We start from the raw sequence: 17,342 nt of genomic DNA on the forward strand, positions 1-17,342 counted from the left end.
ATAAAAATAATACTTTGCTCCTTAATATTGGAACTATTTAGTACTACGAGTTAACTGTCTTCGGTAATATAAATCAAAAGACAACTAGCAACTTCAAAAAATGGAGGTCACATTAAGCGGCTTCCCTTTGTATTCTTTATTTAGCTTTTAAGAAAGTTAGTCCAGAAATATCATAAATTCTCTAGTCGCTTCATAAGATATTCATGTTCATCATAAATATTGTTGGCTATTTCAAGAATATTCGGAGTAGCACTCTCTACTTTTTTGAATGTTATCTCTTTCCCATCAGGCGATACAGTTTTTTCAAATTTAGTACCTTCGTCAACCTTCATAAACTCGCAATCCTTTTTCGACATCCTAAAAGCATATGAATTTCCATTTTTGAACATCTTAACTTTTTGATTTAGTGACTCCGAATTAATCATTAACTGTCACCCTCCATTCTACGTTTGTATATTATCATGCTGTACATATGTAATACATAAATATATCTCATTTTTCCTAGTTTTATTAGTTTGAAAAAACGTGATGGATAAAACTATCCTAGTAAATGCTTTCAATTTATTGTTATTATTTTCCGATTCGTTTAACCGTAATACTGAATCAATGTAATCCACAGCACATCCAATTAACTTAGCCTTCGGGTGTGAGTGATGGAGCCTGCAGTGACAGTGGAGTTAGGACGGCGATTTTCCGTTCTTACTCCACAGACGTATTTTGAGATTTGCGCACTATGCAAAGCTCAAAATCGAGGTGCGAGACCTTGGCTCGAACCGGTCTCACAGCGGTGGAATCACTCACACCCGAAGGCGGCACTCCTCAAAAAATCAAAATCTATTTTTAAAGATTTGATAACATTTCCTTTAACTGTTTCTTAAAGCTATTGCGGATTTACCGATTGCATTATAGGTTTACTATGAACCGCAAATTAAAACGAGGAGGTATATTGATGAAAAAGAATAAAGTTTTAATCGGCTCGGCATTAGCTTTGTTAATCGCTCCAACCGTCCTGTCTAATTTGTCACCTCAAAGCGTAAGTGCGGCAGATACAGCGGAAATCGGTGGTTTAGTCGGTACTGTCACTGGTAGCGGGGTCATGGTCGATGATCAGGGTCAAACTATCACCAGCACTTTTCTTCCAAACAACAGTGCTTGGAAACTTGGCAGCACTAAACAAATCAACGGCGTAACATACTATCAAGTTGCTACAAACGAATGGATTTCTGCCAAAAATTTGAATATTAGTAGTCAAAATCAAGCTGCTCAAACGCAAGCACAATCACAGGTACAAACTAGTTCATATGAAACTGCTGTTGCTAATACGGGTCAAACTGGAACAACTAAATGGGCAACGGCAGTCGTCAACAGCCAAGGCCAAGCAGTCAGTGGCATAATGTTACCAGCCGGTTCTTCATGGAATATCGGTCAAACCGTTACGATCAATGGCACAAGTTATATCCAAATTGCGACTGATGAATATGTGGCCGCAAGTAATCTGAATATTGCGACACCACAGACTGAAGCTCAAGCTGCAGCACAACAAACTGAACAAGCTCAACCAGTCGTTGGTACAGTGGTGAATGGTCCGGCGGATGTCTATGACACTTCAATGGATTCATTCTCTGGTCGTCAGTTGCAAGAAGGTACTCAGTGGAAAGTTGGTCAACAGGTTCAAAATAAATATGGCTATACTTTCTACCAAGTTTCAACCAACGAATGGACACAGAGTTCAAACATGCAATTAAATCAAGCTAATCAAAATGTCACAAGCGAACCAGAATTTGCGACATCTGTTACACAATAATTAGGGATATTTCTATTTTTCACAATTTCTTCACATTTACCATTTATTATAGAAACTGGTAAACAAGAATATTGCGTTACTAAAAGATATGAGAAACATATATAAACAAACTAATACAATCTCCCTCCCTAATATAGAAGAAGGCCTCCCAATTTGTGGGAGGCCTTTTTAGTATTTAGGCTAATTAATAGATGTTAAAATACCGATAAAGAGGTGAAGTCGTATGTACAAACATTTTATAGTAATTGCCGATAGTTATAAAAAAGGTTCTAGAATTGCCTATAAAGAAACATCCCTAAGTACAGATAGAAGTCTATTAACTAAGATTACGAACATTAGCGATACGTTAAAAAACAATAATATAACTTCCTATTCGACTCATCTTATTGATACTGAAGGGGCATCATGGCAGTCAGTTATTGACTCCGATCCTTTCTTTAAAGATATCCTCATTCTGAACAATATTGAAAACTTCATTGCTGAATACAAAGACGAAATAACTTCCACAGATATTGCCGAATATATAACCGAGCGTTTTTCATTAACTGCCCCACCACTTATGAAATTAGTCTACTTTGTATACTCCGACTTCTTAGCTGAGTATAAACGACCATTATTTGAAAACAATTTTGTTGCCTTTAAATATGGTCCAGTTGATGCTGGACTTTGGGAGAAGTATAAATTTAATTATCGTTCAAAAATAGAGCCTGCATTCAAATCAGATACTAATTCCATTTCTCCTGTAATTAGTAAACTGATAAAGGTCGGAGAATATGAGCATGTTAAAAGTACTCTGAACTCTATAACAACGGACCAAATAATAACAATTAATTAGTCGGAAGAGCTGGGAAATATTTGTGTGCCGTGGTAGTGGTATAAGTACGGGAAGAACTTCCCGTACTTATACCACCGGACGAGTTTGGAGACTTGACGAACTATGTCAAGGCTTCAAACCGAGGGCCGAGACCGCCTTTTGGCTCGGGCCGTTCCGCACAGCTTGAGAATATTTCCCAGCTCTGGAGACGGCATATTTAACCAGCACAACACGAACGTGTCTATTAACTCAAAAGTCTCCTAATCTGGGAGACTTTTTTTGTCATCCAATTTTGTTCAGACTATAATTATAGTAATAGTTGCGAGGGGTGATAAATTTGACTGAGGACAAAAAATTATCTGACGTTACTCAAAAAATCGATGATTTTAATGATGAAACCAAACTTAATTTGAAGTTGCACGTTGAACACGAATTGCACGAACACAACAAAATTTTACCCGGCGGTCTATCCTACGGTATTATTCATGAGGAAATTGAACAGGCTGTCGACAAACGGATGGCTGAATTTACCAGAAACACCGATTTAAAGCCTAAAGAACTGTATGCCTTTCTCGAATTACAGTTGGCGCAAAATCCCAAACTTTCGAAACGGCAATTGCACTACCTAGCTTATGATCACTTGGCTCGGCAAACATCCAACCGCTTTCTTAGAAAAATGTTCAAAACATTGCGTAGGAGGATGAGATGATGAAGAAAATTGCTGAAATAAAGGCTCCAAAAGTTGTCGTAGACTTTATCGTTCATCAATCCACCAATTTCATCGCCAGCAAAGAATTCAAGAAACGTGTAACTGACTTCATATTTAACGCTGTGGATGACGTGGTTACGATGGTTTACAACAATTCTAAGTCAAAATAAAAGACAGAATTTCCAGTTTTGGAAGCTCTGTCTTCTTTTCATTTTTATATCATGTTATATATTGAATTTATTAAAAAAATTGCATAAAAAAATCCTTTAGACATCACATCTTGAAGTCTAAAGGAAAATTAAAGATTTATTTTTTAAGGTTCTTTTCGATGAAGTCGCGTACATCTGCATCCTTCATATCGAGGAATGGTTTTTCAGCTTCTTCAGTCTTAACTGTATCGTGATTGTTGTTCTCCATGAAATAATCCCAGATTGCGTCACGAACAACTGTATCATCATCGCTCCAGTCGAAAGCCTCACTCATCTTTAGGTTCAATACTTCTGGTTCTTTTGCAATGGCTGCATCAGCCATCTTTGATGGATCTACTTCTGCCATAATTCAACAACCTCCTTTGTTACAAGACCATTATAGTTCTATTCTGAAAAAGTGACACATAAAAAGTCTATAATTTTTTACTATTTTATTAATTGGCATCATCTTTTCACTGATAAGACTTAATATCATTGGGTTTTATAAATAAATAATACTTTTTATACATTTTGTACAACAAATTCAATTGGATTTTGAGTACATTTCTTGACATACTCATGATATACTAAGTTCTCACACTAGTCAGAGTGTGAATCTCCTTACAACATAGAAGAACGCCGAAGGCCAACCATATACGTCCAGATATGGTTGGCTTTTTAGGTTGCCGTCTCCAGGGATGGAAAATATTCACCTGCTATGCGGACCGATTCGAGCCACAGTACGGTCTCGAATCTCGGTTTGAAGCCTTACCAAAGTACGGTAAGTCTCCAAACTCGCCCGGTGGTGTAATGGCTAAAGCCGTAACGCCACACCCACAGCTGGTGAATATTTCCATCCCTTCCGACTAATTTGCTTTCTGTTAATATAATTCCACTAGCATTATCCGATGATTGAAAGGATATCATTAAAGCAAAGTTAAGTTTCATAGATGTGAGGAATAGCATGGATGCGACCCAAAACTAAATATCTTTTCAAGATTCTAGGTAAACTAATTGACTATCTAGAGACCACATAGTAGTATTTGAACCATGAAATGACGATTCGATCGTCAGCTAGCCTAGGTACAGCTGAAAGCTAGTCAGATCCATGGAGCCCGGAGTGCACTCTCGGCTCTTTTTTTGTCCTCCAAATTACTTACGCAATATCTTATCCATCGACTTACCCTTAGCAACTTCATCAACTAATTTATCCAAATAACGGATTTTCTGCATCAACGGATCAGAAATATCTTCCACTCTAACACCACAAATAGTTCCCGTAACCAGGTGCGCATTTTCATTCAAAAATGGCGCTTGTTCAAAAAATTCTTCCATAGTCACATCAGCGGAAATTTGTTCTTGTAAACTATTTTCATCGTAACCTGTCAGCCAGTAAATGACCCTATCCAAATTCTCCTTAGGCTGATTCTTACGTTCAATCTTCTGAATATAAAGTGAATAAATTTTACTAAAAGCCATCTGAAAAATTTTCGTATTAGCCATAATATCCCTCCAGCACCTATTTTTAACTTAAAGTATCTATACATAACCAACTCAAGTCAATAAAAACAATTCAGTTATAACAAACAACTTAGCCTTCAGGTGTGAGTGATGGAGCCTGCAGTGACAGTGGAGTTAGGACGGCCGTTTTTGCCGTTCTTACTCCACAGACGTATTTTGAAATTCGAGCGAACTTCTCGAAGTTCAAAATCGAGGCGCGAGACCGCACTTCGGCTCGCACCGGTCTCACAGCGGCGGAATCACTCACACCCGAAGGCGGCAAAAGCCACCAAAAAAGCAGCCTCCGAAGAGTCTGCTTTATTTTTTACTATTTTTTTCAGCATCGGCTTTCTTGCCCAATGTAGAATGATGCATGCCATAAGCAAAGTAAACAACTAAGCCAATGGCAAACCAGATACCAGCGTATGTCTTTGCTTGAATATCAAGTCCCCAGAAAATAATCAGTGAACCGATAAAACCAAGTGCGGGTAGAACTGGATATAATGGAACTTTGAAATCAGGCATATTGATATCTTTACCCTCACGTTTTCTCAATGGATAAATTCCCAAGGAAACGAACATGAACGCAATCAATGTTCCGGCTGAAATCAATTGAGCCAAGAATGCGAATGGACAGAAAGCTCCAATCAAGATACCAACGATAGAAAGTACTAGTAACGCATGATTAGGAAGGTTATTTTTGTTCAACTTACCTAACCAACTTGGCAACATTCCGTCGCGTCCGAATGAGTAAACTAGTCTTGAGCCAGCCAACATCATCCCGATTAATGCGGTAAACATCCCGATAACAGCAATTGCCTGAATAATACTAGCAACAATTGGATGTCCTGCATGTCTCAAAGCCCAACCAACAGGTTCAGCGTTGTTAGCGTATGAAGAATATTTGAACATTCCGACAAGCACTAACGCAACAGCAACGAACAAGACAACGGCAATCAATAGTGAACCTAAGATACCACGAGGCATTGTCTTCCCGGGGTCTTTAGCTTCAGCGGAATTAGCGGCGATTGAATCAAATCCGATATATGATAGGAAAATCATTGATACACCAGCGTAAATTCCTTGCCAACCACCAAAGGCAGTTCCATCTGGATTAACACGATACTTAGGAATAAATGGGAAATAATTTTCCACGTGAATGGCAGTCAAACCAACGACGATAAACGTTAAAACGGCCAAAACTTTTAGCACAACTAGAATATTTTCAACTTTAGCAGCACCACCGGCACCATGAGAAATTAGCCACGCTACCGCCGCAATTACGACTACGGCCACCAAATCGACAACTCCACCATTGTTACCAAAAGTATTAGCAATGGCATTCGGGAAATGGACTCCCAACGGCTCCAACAGTCCCCTGAAATTGGCGGACAACCCAGAACCAACGAACGCTAGGGCGATGAAATACTCTGCCAGCAAGGCCCAACCTGCGACCCAACCGAAGAATTCACCAAACATTACGTTGATCCAAGAATACGCCGAACCAGCGAATGGCATTGCAGCAGCCATTTCCGCATAGGCAAAAGCTACTAAACCGGCAACAATTGCGGCAACGATGAATGAGAACACCACGGACGGACCAGTATGCTCAGCGGCAACCACTCCGGGCAATGTAAAGATTGACGTTGAAACAATTGTCCCAACTCCTAATGCCAAGAAATCCTTAACTGTTAAAACTCGAACTAAATGTGAATCTTTATCCTCGTATATACTCGGATCTTCTTTTAAGGTCAAACGTTTAAAAAAATCACTCATAAAAAAATCTCTCCCTTATTTACCAACCTATTTTTTCGTTATTCGGAATAATTACTTGATTATTTTCTGCTGCGGCAAAAGCGTCGTCCAAAACGTCCAATGCTCTGTCCAATTCTTCACGGCTGATGACTAGTGGCGGTTGAAATCTAAGAATATTACCCTTTAATGTAATCATAACAACACCATGTTGAAATGCATAATAAATCACTTTGTTAGCAAAGTCGGGATTTGGTTCTTTGGAGTCACGATCTTTCACTAATTCGATTCCTCCATCGAGTCCATACATTCTCACATCCCCAATTTCTGGGTAATGCTTTTGCATATCTTTAAATCTCTTTTCAGCATGAAAGCCACCTTCTGTTGACTTTTCAAGCAAATCTTCTTCTTCCAAGACATCCAAGGTAGCTAAGGAAGCGGCGCAACAGACTGGATTACCGGCCGTTGTAAAGACGTGTGCAGGTGAATCAAGGCTTTCCATAATTTCTTTTCTACCAATTGTAGCAGATAAAGGCATTCCAGAAGCAAGGGATTTTCCAACTGACATCAAGTCGGGTTCGATGCCATCAAACTGTTGGTAACTCCACATTTTGCCGGTACGTCCCATACCTTGATTAATTTCATCGACCGCAAAGAGGATTCCGTGTTCGTGACAGTAGTCATAAACTAATTTCATATATTCTTCAGGAGCTTTACGAATGCCCCCATCCCCTTGAATCGGTTCAATCAAAACGCAGGCAACTTCATCAGGAGGTAGAAAACTTTCAAACGGTTCCTTGAATGCATCGAAGTAACGTAACGCTACATCATGCTCAGTTTCATTAGGATAACGGCGATACAAGTCTGGATATGGCACGTGCACGACTCCGGGCATCAATGGGCCCATCTTGCGAGTCATGTTCAAACTGACACCTGACAAAGCCATAGAGCCAAAGGTTGAGCCATGATACGCATCCATGTAGGACACGATATATTGGCGACCAGTGTATGCTCGAGCAAATTTAACAATTGCATCATTTGCTTCAGAGCCAGAATTTGAGAAAACAACTTTCTTTTCGCTGCCGGGAACTGATTTTGCCAAACGTTCAGCTAATTCCTGTCCGGGACGGTGATGAAAATAGGCAGGTGTGTAATGAATCAGCTTTTCAGCCTGCGCTTGAATTGCTTTAACGACTTTTTCATTAGTATGACCAACGTTGATAGCAGACGCGCTTGCCAACAAGTCGATATACTCGTTTCCATCAGCATCGACCAAAGTTGCATCGTGAGCTGATTCTATGACTAAATCATAGTAGTTGATACGAGATGCTTGAGCGTAGTACTTATTTTCGTTTTGAATCAAGCGGTGGTCCACCTCGTGATCATGATCTACATTTTGCGTTGTCATAAAGACACCCCCTAATTTTTTATTGTTGAAATATTGATATTTTAATGGTTTTTTAATTTAGTTGCAAGATTTTTATTATAGTTAAATCCTACACAATCAAGGTGAAAGCGTATTATAAGGCGTTACATCAGCCTATTTAAGTTAAAGAAAAATTAAAGATTTTTTAATTTATGAACAGTTGCTAATAATTAACTCAGGAACTACCATGTTGGCGGAGGTATTTAACAATGATCAATGACGATAAAAAATTGTTAGAATACATGTCGAATTTTTACAAAACACCTGTCGATTTATTGACGGAAAAATATACTATGGAACAACTTCAGGATGCTTATAACGAGATTGTCCAGAAGACTCGATATCAGAGATATTTGGATAGTGATAAGACACTTCCTAGCGAGTATGTTATAAAGGAATTCAGTCCCTTGTAACTTCCGTCTGCAGGACTGAGAAAATATTCACCTGCTGTGCGGACCGATTCGAGCCACAGTACGGTCTCGAATCTCGGTTTGAAGCCTTACCAAAGTTCGGTAAGTCTCCAAACTCGCCCGGTGGTGTAACGGCTAAAGCCGTAACGCCACACCCACAGCTGGTGAATATTCTTATTCCTTCCGACTAGTTTTTTCTATCAAGTTGCATATAAAATTGATTTAATCATATAAAAATAATGTTTAGACCAACCAAAAAGAGTCGCAATTCCATATTGGATTGCGACTCTTTATTTACTCTAATTATCTATTTAATTATAAAAATGAACGTAATATTTCTTTCATCGGTGGTAATTTTGGCATTGAACCTTTATCAAGGATGTGGTCAAAGCTAAATTTTGCATAACCTTGTGCTTCATCCATCATGATTTTTCCTGGCAATGGAGCTTCATCGGTTACGGCTACATCTAACAATACGGGCTTTTCAGGGTGACGATACTTTGCGATTGCTTCGGAAAACTCTTGGTCGGTTGTGATACGTTCACCAATTCCTCCACAGGCTTCCGCAAATTTGGCAAAATCAATTTCGGGCAAACTGATTCCGTAATTTTGTTGACCAGCTGACTGTTGTTCGTATTCAATAAATGCCAACAATTTGTTATTCAAAACAACATAGAGCATTGGCAAATTATATCTGACTGCTGTTGCGAAGTCTTGCATAACCATTGCAGTAGCACCATCTCCGGCAATTGCATATACGGGACGGTCTGGAAAGTCTTTCTTAGCGGCAATAGCTCCGGGCAACGCACAGCCCATAGTTCCTAGCCAGGCTGAGATTGTATACTTTTGACTGGATTTAGCTGTTAAAAATCTGGCACCGAATGCTGTTGAAGTCCCAACATCGATTGACCAAATTGTATCGCTAGGTGCGCTCTTACTAATATTGTGGAACATCAATGATGGCAAAACTCCTTGGTGTTTCTTGGAATAAACGTCTTGCATCCACTTGTGCCACTGACCAATTTTACCAACTGCTTCATCCAAATAGGGACGCTGCGGTACTTCAGTTCCTAACTCATTCAAGCGTATCAAAGCTTCTTTAGCATCGGCTTGAATCGCAATGTTTACGTGACGACGTTTGCCTAATCGATCAGCGTTGACGTCAATTTGAATCGCATCTACTTTCTTATTTAGGTAAGCCGTATATGGATAATCTGTGCCGACCATAATTACTAAATCGGCCTTTTGCATCATTTCAAACGCGGGCTTAGTTCCTAGTTTGCCCAATTGTCCCAAATTATAAGGATGGTCATCGTCAACTAATCCTTTGGCAGGCATTGTCAAAATAATAGGCAATTTATATTTCTCAATAAATTCCTTCATTTCCTTTTTGGCATCTTTAATACCAACTCCAGCTAAAACGATTGGATTAGCATGACTTTCAATCATTTCTAAGGCTTTCTTAATCTGCACATCATCAACCTTGTAATTTTCCATGTGAAAGTTGTCAACATTAGGCTTGAAATTATCCTTAATCATATGGTCTGGAATGTCATCTGGAATCGTCAAAACAGCCACACCTTTTTTCGAAATGGCAGTCCTGATTGCTTCATCTATAATTCTTGGCAATGATTGGGGATCCATAATAATTTTGTTATAGACAGCAACATCGTCAAATAGCACATGAGTATCAACTTCTTGGAAGAAATCTGTGTTGAGCAATTTAGATTGAACCTGCCCCACAATAGCCAGAACTGGCACGTGATCCATCTTGGCATCGTAAAGTCCGTTCAACAAGTGGATTGCGCCGGGACCTCCGATTGATAAACAAACGCCCAACTTTCCAGTTAATTTAGCATGAGCAGCAGCAGATAAAGCGGCAATTTCTTCATGTAATACGTGAGTAAAGGTGATTTTATCTTGAACTCGGTATAAAGCGTCAATCGTAGTATCGACTGAATCTCCGGGCAAACCGTAAATATTATCTACGCCCCACTTTGTTAAAACATCAATCATTTCATCAGATGCACGAACAGCCATAATCTCGTCTCCTAACATCACATTTACATATAACGTACCACAAAGATTTCACAATAAAAGAAATTTGCTTTGGACTGGCTTGACATGGTGTTAATGGCTAAACAATTGAGATTGTGAAATAAGTGCTATCCACTGATTCTCTTTTTAATCATTTCTGGTATCATATATCTATGGGACGCTACAGGGATGAGAACATTTGCCTGCTATGCGGAACGGTCTGAGCCACAGTGCGGTCTCAGGCCTCGGTTTGAAGCCTTGCAAAATCAGCAAGTCTCCAAACTCGCCCGGTGGTGTAATGGCTAAAGCCATAACGCCACACCCACAGCTGGCAAACGTTCTCACCCCTTCCGCTTGTTTCTTCAATTAAATTGGTTGATTGATAACTGAATATTATGTACACCGATACTTTAGTTATCTACAACCATTAGATTATCCAATTTAATTTTTATACCATGTATTCATAACATTAAAAAAACTTAGCCGGAGGTTGACAGTGATTTTCACCAACAGTGAAGGTGGAGTTGGGACTTTAGTCCTTACTCCACGGACGACTTTTGAGACGTGATTTTCGGCTCAAAAGCGAGGTTCGAGACCGTACTTTGGCTCGAACCGGTCCTCACAGCAGGCGAAAAATCACTGTCAACCGGAGGCGGATCAACACATATATCAGAGGGGATTTAAAAATGGTTAGACAGTTCCAACTTTATCGTTGGTTACGTTTCATCTTCTTGTTGGTTGCTGGCATTTTAATTGTCGTTGCGCCAATCAAGAGTTTCGATATCATCATCTACATTGTTTCCAGTTACATTGCCATTTATGGCGTGTTGTCCATTTTTGACGGTTTAAGTATTCGACGAACCACGGGGGAAAATAATATTGCTGTTGGATTAGGGATTGGCGCATTATTCTTGGCTTTAGCAGTTTTATTATTCGCAAAATTGCTTGTCCCACTTGTTCCACCAGTTTTAGGAATCATCCTGCTAGTCAACGGTATCAACCAATACCGTGATTCACATGAGATGACAAAAAAGGCTCCGGTAACGCCATACCTTGATTATTTCTACTCAGCATTGTTGATGCTGGCCGGTATCGTGTTTATCCTGAACCCTTCTAAAACTATTATTTTCATATATCAATTATTCGGTTTAAGCTTAATTATTTTAGCTTTCTTTGAAATCATAAACTCCAGAATCTATCGCAATTAGATCTGGATTTTTTTTAGCATTACGGTACTCAAACCATTGGGAATAGCGCTCTGTTCAAAGTGAGTTGTCGCTTGCCATGTCTGCACATTTTCACCGCTACGAACTGAGATGGCTTCAACAATGAGCGTTCCCAGTTTAAAGCTATTCAAATTGTGGACATTAACGCCCATGATGGCAGCTGAACTCTTCTGGTCAACATTCAAATTGGCACCGATACTGGCGGCTGTTTCGGAAAGCATTGCGTTGATACTGCCGGCTTTCTTCTCTTCCATATTTAAATGTTCTTCCGTCAAATCCATCTGCAAGACAACTTTATGTCTCCCTTGTTCAAGTACTTCGATTCCTAAATCCTTTAATAAACTCATTTTGTACCTCAATTTTTTTCGATAATTAGTAAAAAATTCTTATATATGTGTTTTACAATAAATCATAATGTATTAATCGTATCAAATTTTTGATTGAAAAGAGGTCATATTTTGGAAAACTGGTTAGTCAAACGTGCAAAACTCGATCCAAACAAAATTGCGTTGATACTGGAACACGCGGATTTTACCTTCAGCGAGCTCAATTCAACTGTTCAACTCTTCGCCGGTAAACTTTATTCTAGCGGCATTCGCCAAAACGACCCCGTAGCGTTATTTACCGATAATTGTTTTAATGGCTACGTTGCCATTTTAGCACTTCAACAGTTGGGAACACGAACTATCTTCCTCGACACCGAGCTATCCCAAGCCACTTTGACCTACCAGTTGCACGACTGCAATCCCAAAATGATTCTAATCAGCGATTCAGCCAATACGAGAGAAATCAAGCAAATCACATGGAACAAAGCTTTCATGTCCGATATTTTGAGTCTGAGAAAAGACCCCAAATATCAACCAATATCGGAGTTCACCGATACTCAAGTTTCCTCCGTTTTCTATACGCCAAGCGCTGACAGTAACGACACCGGCGTTATGTTAACGTATGGCAATTACTTCTACTCCGCCATGGGTACCGCTTTAAACCTTGGTATCAACAAGAAAGATTCTTGGGTTCTGACGTTGCCACTTTTCAACGTGCCAGGGTTTATTATCATCATGCGGGCACTGATATACGGCATCGGCGTTTATTTAATTGATGGCTTCGACATCGACCATATCAACAAAGTTTTGATCAATGAACGAGCAACAATAATTTCTCTGATCCCTTCTTTATTGCGAGAACTATTAAATAATTTACCAAAAGGACAGCGTTATAACGATAACTTCCGTTGTATTTTCCTAGGTACTGGTCGAATTGATAATTGGACCTTGTTGCGCTGTAATATGTTGGAAATCCCAGTTTTACAGTCATACGGCATGACCGAAACAACCTCGAATATATCGGCTTTGAACTTTGACGATGCCGAAATCAAGGCTGGATCCTGTGGCCAACCATTTTTCACAACTCAGATTCGAATTACCAATATCAATCAAGATAATATCGGTAACATCGAATTAAAATCACCTACAGTCGCAGTCGGCTACCTCAATAAACAGGAACTCTACCAATCTAGGTTCACTGAAGATGGCTTTTTCAAAACCGGTGATGTCGGTTACTTAGACGATGACAACTTCCTCTATATAAAAGGCCGCCAAGCCGATTTAATCTATTCCGGCGACAAAATCATCTATCCCGAAGAAGTCGAAAACATCTTCCGCAGTGTCAACGGCATCATCGACATCTGTATCGTAGGCATTCCGGGCAAAGATGGCAAAGAAGTTCCAGTAGCATATTTAACAATGCAAGAAAATGCCTTTTTAACCAGCGCCGACTTGCAAGAATTTGGTCAACACAATTTAGTCGATTATCAAGTTCCCAGCGAGTATCGTCAGATTGACAAGTTTCCCAAGTCAACGAACGGAAAGATATTAAGAAACAGACTTTTGAATTTAGACTATAAAACAATTTAGAGAGTGAGACCAAACATGGCCAACTCTCGAACATTAAGATAAATATGGACTGTAATCCGATTTAGGATTGCGGTCCATATTTGGTTTAATAAGTGGAAAAGTTATGTTTTATCGCACGTTTACACCGCATATTTAATGAATATGACAGTTATGTCCCAAGATTCTTTTGTTCGGCTCGAATTTAGATTTTGTTTCTAGTTTCAAAATCAAAAATTACACATCCTATCGCAATCTTAAAAACTTATTTATTAAACGAACTAGCCGGAGGTTGACAGTGATTTTCGCCAGCAGTGAAGGTTGAGTTAGGACTTTAGTCCTTACTCAACGGACGACTTTTGAGACGTGATTTTCGGCTCAAAAGCGAGGTTCGAGACCGCTCTTTGGCTCGAACCGGTCCTCACAGCAGGTGAAAAATCACTGTCAACCGGAGGCGGCATCACAATTAACCATTGAACACAGGATAAATCAGTTGTAAGATAATTAATCGTTAGTCAGCTAACGTTTAATTTAAATTGAGGTAAAAATTATGTCAGAACATTATACCAATCGGCTTTTAAAAATTGCCGCTAACCAAATCACTCGCGAACTGGACCTCTTTGCTCACAAATACGATACAACTTGGATGCAAATGTCCGTTATCGACTACTTGAGTCGTCAAGGTGACAAAGAAATGTTTCAACGTGACATCGAACACGAATTTTTCATCCAACGATCGACTGCCACAGTCCTTTTACAACGGATGGAAAAAAGAGATTTGCTCTATCGCCAATCTTCAACTACCGATGCACGTCAAAAATCAGTTTTTTTAACCGATAAGTCTCGTAATTTAGAAACAGAGATCAATCAGTTTATGAATCACCAACAAAAAGTTTTAGAAGAAAATTTTTCGAGCGCTGAAATTGCTACATTTGAAAAGATTCTTAAATTTTACGCTAATGGAGGTGAAGCCTAATGAATAAATCTGAAAAGATTCCTTTGAACGTTCTGCTAGCTGTTATCGCGACTGGTTTAATGTCGTTTTGCGGCGTTATCGTCGAGACTTCCATGAATATTTCCTTCCCTACCTTGATGAGAGAATTCAACGTCACCACTTCGACCGTACAATGGATGACAACTATTTATCTACTCATTGTCGCCATCGTTGTACCGTTATCATCATACTTAAAGAAAAATTTCAAAACTAAAACACTATTTATCTTTGCCAACCTCTTCTTCATTTTTGGTGTTTTAGTTGATGCCATCGCACCTGCATTTCCAATCCTTTTGTTGGGCCGAATTATTCAAGGTCTTGGTACCGGAATTGCTTTGCCACTGATGTTCAACATTATTTTGGAAAATGTTCCCGAATCAAAAATTGGGCTAATGATGGGGATCGGAACACTAATTACGGCTGTGGCTCCTGCCATTGGTCCAACCTTTGGTGGTCTAGTCGTCAGTTCCCTTGGATGGCGCTACATCTTTGTAATTCTCTTGCCAATTTTGATTGTTTCTTTTCTATTAGGAATTAAAAATATCCAACAAAAAAGCCAAATTCAAAAATCTAAATTTGACTCGCTCAGTTTATTCAGTTTGATTTTAACTTTTGGTGGACTGATCTTCGGATTCAGTAATATGAGCCAATTGAATCTCGTAGTACTTGCCGCATTTTTAGTAGGAATCATTGGCCTTATCAGCTTCATTCTCCGCTCAACTAAAATTGCCAGCCCTATCGTCAATTTGAAAGTACTCAAGAATCACACTTTCAGCAGTCATGTAGCCAGTTTCTTCATTTTCCAAATTCTATCGCTAGGATTTGCATTTATCCTGCCCAACTATATCCAACTTGTCAATAATAATTCAGCCACAGTTGCTGGTTTGGCAGTCTTTCCGGCTGGTGTCATCGGGGCAATCTTAGCTCCTTTAGGTGGAAAAGTTCTCGATGAAATGGGTGCTCGTTTGCCAATTTTATTTGGTGTCACATGTGCTGATATTTCCTTAATTATTTTCACAATCCTCAGTTTACATTTAACAAATACGATGATTGTCTGGATTTATATTCTCTACATGTTCGGAATGGGACTGTCATTTGGTAACATCATGACTAATGGTCTGAAATATCTTTCTGGCCCCGATCAAGCCGATGGCAATGCCATTTTTAACACACTGCAACAATTTGCTGGAGCGACTGGTACATCAATTGTTTCTGCCATCATCGCTCAAAGTCAAAGCAATACTCATCTCAGCCTTGAGGTTTCAACTGCTATCGGTACCCAGCACGCCTTTATTGTTTTGGTAATTCTCGGTTTGCTCAATTTGTTCATCCTGTTCAAAGCTATTCCAAGTAATACTCAAAAAAGTTAGCTACTTTATCCATTAACCGTGGTTCAACCAAGTGTCCTGCTTTGTAACCAGTAATAAACGCTACTTGGTCGGCATAACTTTCATTATGAATACGGTCGAAAAAGTCTTTGGACTGGCGATAAGGAATTCGATAATCGTCAGTTCCATGCCAAAATAGCAGTGGTCGATGGGCAATTTTTTCTGGGTGTTGGCTCAAATCATACGTATTGATCCAACTTGTTAACTGTTCCAAATCATCTGGAACATAAATCCCACGGCGTTTAGCATCTCTTCGAACCAGTCTTGCATATGTCGAAAGATCTGGTGTACCCATAATGATGGTTGCTGCAGTGATTTCGGGGTGTGCCGTCAACAAGGCTCCCGTCGTCATCGCTCCCATCGAATAGCCGCCAACGCCAATTTTATTATCTTTGATTAAATCTTTATTAGAATAATAATCTCGAATCAACGAATATTCAGTCAAATTTCCTTGAATGCTATTCCAAAAGGTAAACGAGGGAATTGAAGAGACATCCGCCAATCTTTGCCCATGATTCATTGCATCGGGCAAGACGACGCGGATATTTTTTTGCGCTAATTTTCGAGCTTGGGTCAAAACTAACTCCTTACTTGAGCGCCAACCATGATAAAAAATTACGAGGGGCAATTGTTTGTGAAATGCGTCCTCAGGAATCACCTCTAAAATTGGTACATCTTGTATCATTTGTTGATAAATTTTTGTCATTTTGTCACCTCGGAACTATAATATCACCCAGAATACAAAAAAATGTAGGAATAAAAAATATTCCTACACTATATTAGATATATGGTAAATTTCTATTTTTAATTTTAAACAATAACTCCTCAACATCGCGACTGTGACGATGACCTGTGTCCATATCAAACTTGATTAAGTCACTGCGGAAACTAATCAATTCAACTTCCAAATTTTCGTCATATTCAAGTTGCTTAAGATGTTTAAACACTAGCTTTATCAACGAACCTTCTGAACCTAAATTGAAGGATCCAACGGACTCCTCAACGGAACGGATAAAATTATCTCGCTCGACGTTGGAAACTTTAACTTGTTTCAAAATGTTACCACCCTTCTATTTGGAAATTCCAAAACCCATATGCGATTTATTCTCATTTATTGTCATCATTATGCCTCAATTTTGATGGCATGTGCTTTCAACTTTATATAAAATACTTATACAATTTTGAACTTTTCATATAAAATC

General features: G+C 39.2%; 18 protein-coding genes. 9 read left to right on the forward strand and 9 right to left on the reverse strand.

Annotated elements, in window-relative coordinates; translation table 11 throughout:
• Positions 1-170: 170 nt before the first annotated feature.
• Positions 171-425 carry an AbrB family transcriptional regulator gene (locus tag JP39_RS09785; protein ID WP_041501252.1) on the reverse strand — a complete coding sequence of 85 codons (255 nt, stop codon included), beginning with the start codon at positions 423-425 and terminating at the stop codon, positions 171-173.
• 524 nt (positions 426-949) lie between these two features.
• Between JP39_RS09785 and JP39_RS09790 the strand changes: the two genes are divergently transcribed.
• The 4 genes from JP39_RS09790 (at position 950) to JP39_RS12605 (ending at position 3,497) form a co-directional block, all read left to right on the forward strand.
• On the forward strand, positions 950-1,804 hold the full coding sequence (locus JP39_RS09790; RefSeq protein ID WP_041501251.1) for an SLAP domain-containing protein: 855 nt from the start codon (positions 950-952) through the stop codon (positions 1,802-1,804).
• A gap of 223 nt (positions 1,805-2,027) precedes the next feature.
• A complete protein-coding gene (locus JP39_RS09795; protein WP_041501250.1) occupies positions 2,028-2,639 on the forward strand; it encodes a Panacea domain-containing protein in 612 nt (203 codons plus the stop codon).
• 316 nt (positions 2,640-2,955) lie between these two features.
• Positions 2,956-3,327, forward strand: a complete 372-nt coding sequence (locus tag JP39_RS09800) for a hypothetical protein (protein ID WP_041501249.1) — start codon at positions 2,956-2,958, stop codon at positions 3,325-3,327.
• On the forward strand, positions 3,324-3,497 hold the full coding sequence (locus tag JP39_RS12605) for a hypothetical protein (protein ID WP_157492462.1): 174 nt from the start codon (positions 3,324-3,326) through the stop codon (positions 3,495-3,497). The genes JP39_RS09800 and JP39_RS12605 overlap by 4 nt, the downstream gene beginning before the upstream one ends.
• A gap of 136 nt (positions 3,498-3,633) precedes the next feature.
• On the opposite strand, the gene JP39_RS09805 is transcribed toward JP39_RS12605, so the two are convergent.
• The 4 genes from JP39_RS09805 to JP39_RS09820 form a co-directional block, all read right to left on the reverse strand.
• Positions 3,634-3,882, reverse strand: a complete 249-nt coding sequence (locus JP39_RS09805; protein WP_082330688.1) for a P8 family protein — start codon at positions 3,880-3,882, stop codon at positions 3,634-3,636.
• Between the two features lie 785 nt (positions 3,883-4,667).
• Positions 4,668-5,018 (reverse strand): DUF2200 domain-containing protein, encoded by a 351-nt coding sequence (locus tag JP39_RS09810; RefSeq protein ID WP_041501248.1) that lies wholly within the window; start codon positions 5,016-5,018, stop codon positions 4,668-4,670.
• Between the two features lie 315 nt (positions 5,019-5,333).
• Positions 5,334-6,791: an APC family permease gene (locus JP39_RS09815; RefSeq protein ID WP_041501247.1), complete on the reverse strand. Its 1,458-nt coding sequence runs from the start codon at positions 6,789-6,791 to the stop codon at positions 5,334-5,336.
• 19 nt (positions 6,792-6,810) lie between these two features.
• Positions 6,811-8,175 carry an aspartate aminotransferase family protein gene (locus tag JP39_RS09820; protein WP_041501246.1) on the reverse strand — a complete coding sequence of 455 codons (1,365 nt, stop codon included), beginning with the start codon at positions 8,173-8,175 and terminating at the stop codon, positions 6,811-6,813.
• 227 nt (positions 8,176-8,402) lie between these two features.
• Between JP39_RS09820 and JP39_RS09825 the strand changes: the two genes are divergently transcribed.
• Complete coding sequence (locus tag JP39_RS09825) at positions 8,403-8,606, forward strand: hypothetical protein (RefSeq protein ID WP_041501245.1); 204 nt, start codon at positions 8,403-8,405, stop codon at positions 8,604-8,606.
• A 312-nt stretch (positions 8,607-8,918) separates the two neighbouring features.
• On the opposite strand, the gene JP39_RS09830 is transcribed toward JP39_RS09825, so the two are convergent.
• Positions 8,919-10,643, reverse strand: a complete 1,725-nt coding sequence (locus tag JP39_RS09830) for a pyruvate oxidase (protein ID WP_041501244.1) — start codon at positions 10,641-10,643, stop codon at positions 8,919-8,921.
• Positions 10,644-11,326: 683 nt separating this feature from the next.
• Between JP39_RS09830 and JP39_RS09835 the strand changes: the two genes are divergently transcribed.
• The gene (locus tag JP39_RS09835; RefSeq protein ID WP_041501243.1) at positions 11,327-11,848 is read left to right on the forward strand and encodes a DUF308 domain-containing protein; all 522 of its coding nucleotides are present in this window, start codon (positions 11,327-11,329) and stop codon (positions 11,846-11,848) included.
• On the opposite strand, the gene JP39_RS09840 is transcribed toward JP39_RS09835, so the two are convergent.
• Positions 11,845-12,213 carry a PaaI family thioesterase gene (locus tag JP39_RS09840; RefSeq protein ID WP_041501242.1) on the reverse strand — a complete coding sequence of 123 codons (369 nt, stop codon included), beginning with the start codon at positions 12,211-12,213 and terminating at the stop codon, positions 11,845-11,847. The two genes, JP39_RS09835 and JP39_RS09840, sit on opposite strands and share 4 nt — an antisense overlap.
• A gap of 111 nt (positions 12,214-12,324) precedes the next feature.
• On the opposite strand from JP39_RS09840, the gene JP39_RS09845 reads away from it, so the two are divergent.
• From JP39_RS09845 to JP39_RS09855, 3 genes are all read left to right on the forward strand, one after another.
• A complete protein-coding gene (locus tag JP39_RS09845; RefSeq protein ID WP_041501241.1) occupies positions 12,325-13,782 on the forward strand; it encodes an AMP-binding protein in 1,458 nt (485 codons plus the stop codon).
• A 526-nt stretch (positions 13,783-14,308) separates the two neighbouring features.
• Positions 14,309-14,734: a MarR family winged helix-turn-helix transcriptional regulator gene (locus tag JP39_RS09850; protein ID WP_041501240.1), complete on the forward strand. Its 426-nt coding sequence runs from the start codon at positions 14,309-14,311 to the stop codon at positions 14,732-14,734.
• Positions 14,734-16,122, forward strand: coding sequence for an MDR family MFS transporter (locus JP39_RS09855; protein WP_041501239.1), 1,389 nt, complete (start codon positions 14,734-14,736; stop codon positions 16,120-16,122). The genes JP39_RS09850 and JP39_RS09855 overlap by 1 nt, the downstream gene beginning before the upstream one ends.
• On the opposite strand, the gene JP39_RS09860 is transcribed toward JP39_RS09855, so the two are convergent.
• Both JP39_RS09860 and JP39_RS09865 read right to left on the reverse strand, forming a co-directional pair.
• Positions 16,094-16,846, reverse strand: coding sequence for an alpha/beta fold hydrolase (locus JP39_RS09860; RefSeq protein WP_041501238.1), 753 nt, complete (start codon positions 16,844-16,846; stop codon positions 16,094-16,096). The genes JP39_RS09855 and JP39_RS09860 overlap by 29 nt on opposite strands.
• Positions 16,847-16,919: 73 nt before the next feature.
• A complete protein-coding gene (locus JP39_RS09865; RefSeq protein WP_041501237.1) occupies positions 16,920-17,195 on the reverse strand; it encodes a hypothetical protein in 276 nt (91 codons plus the stop codon).
• Positions 17,196-17,342: the final 147 nt, after the last annotated feature.

Origin of the sequence: Companilactobacillus heilongjiangensis (assembly GCF_000831645.3) — a bacterium.
Lineage (GTDB): Bacteria > Bacillota > Bacilli > Lactobacillales > Lactobacillaceae > Companilactobacillus > Companilactobacillus heilongjiangensis.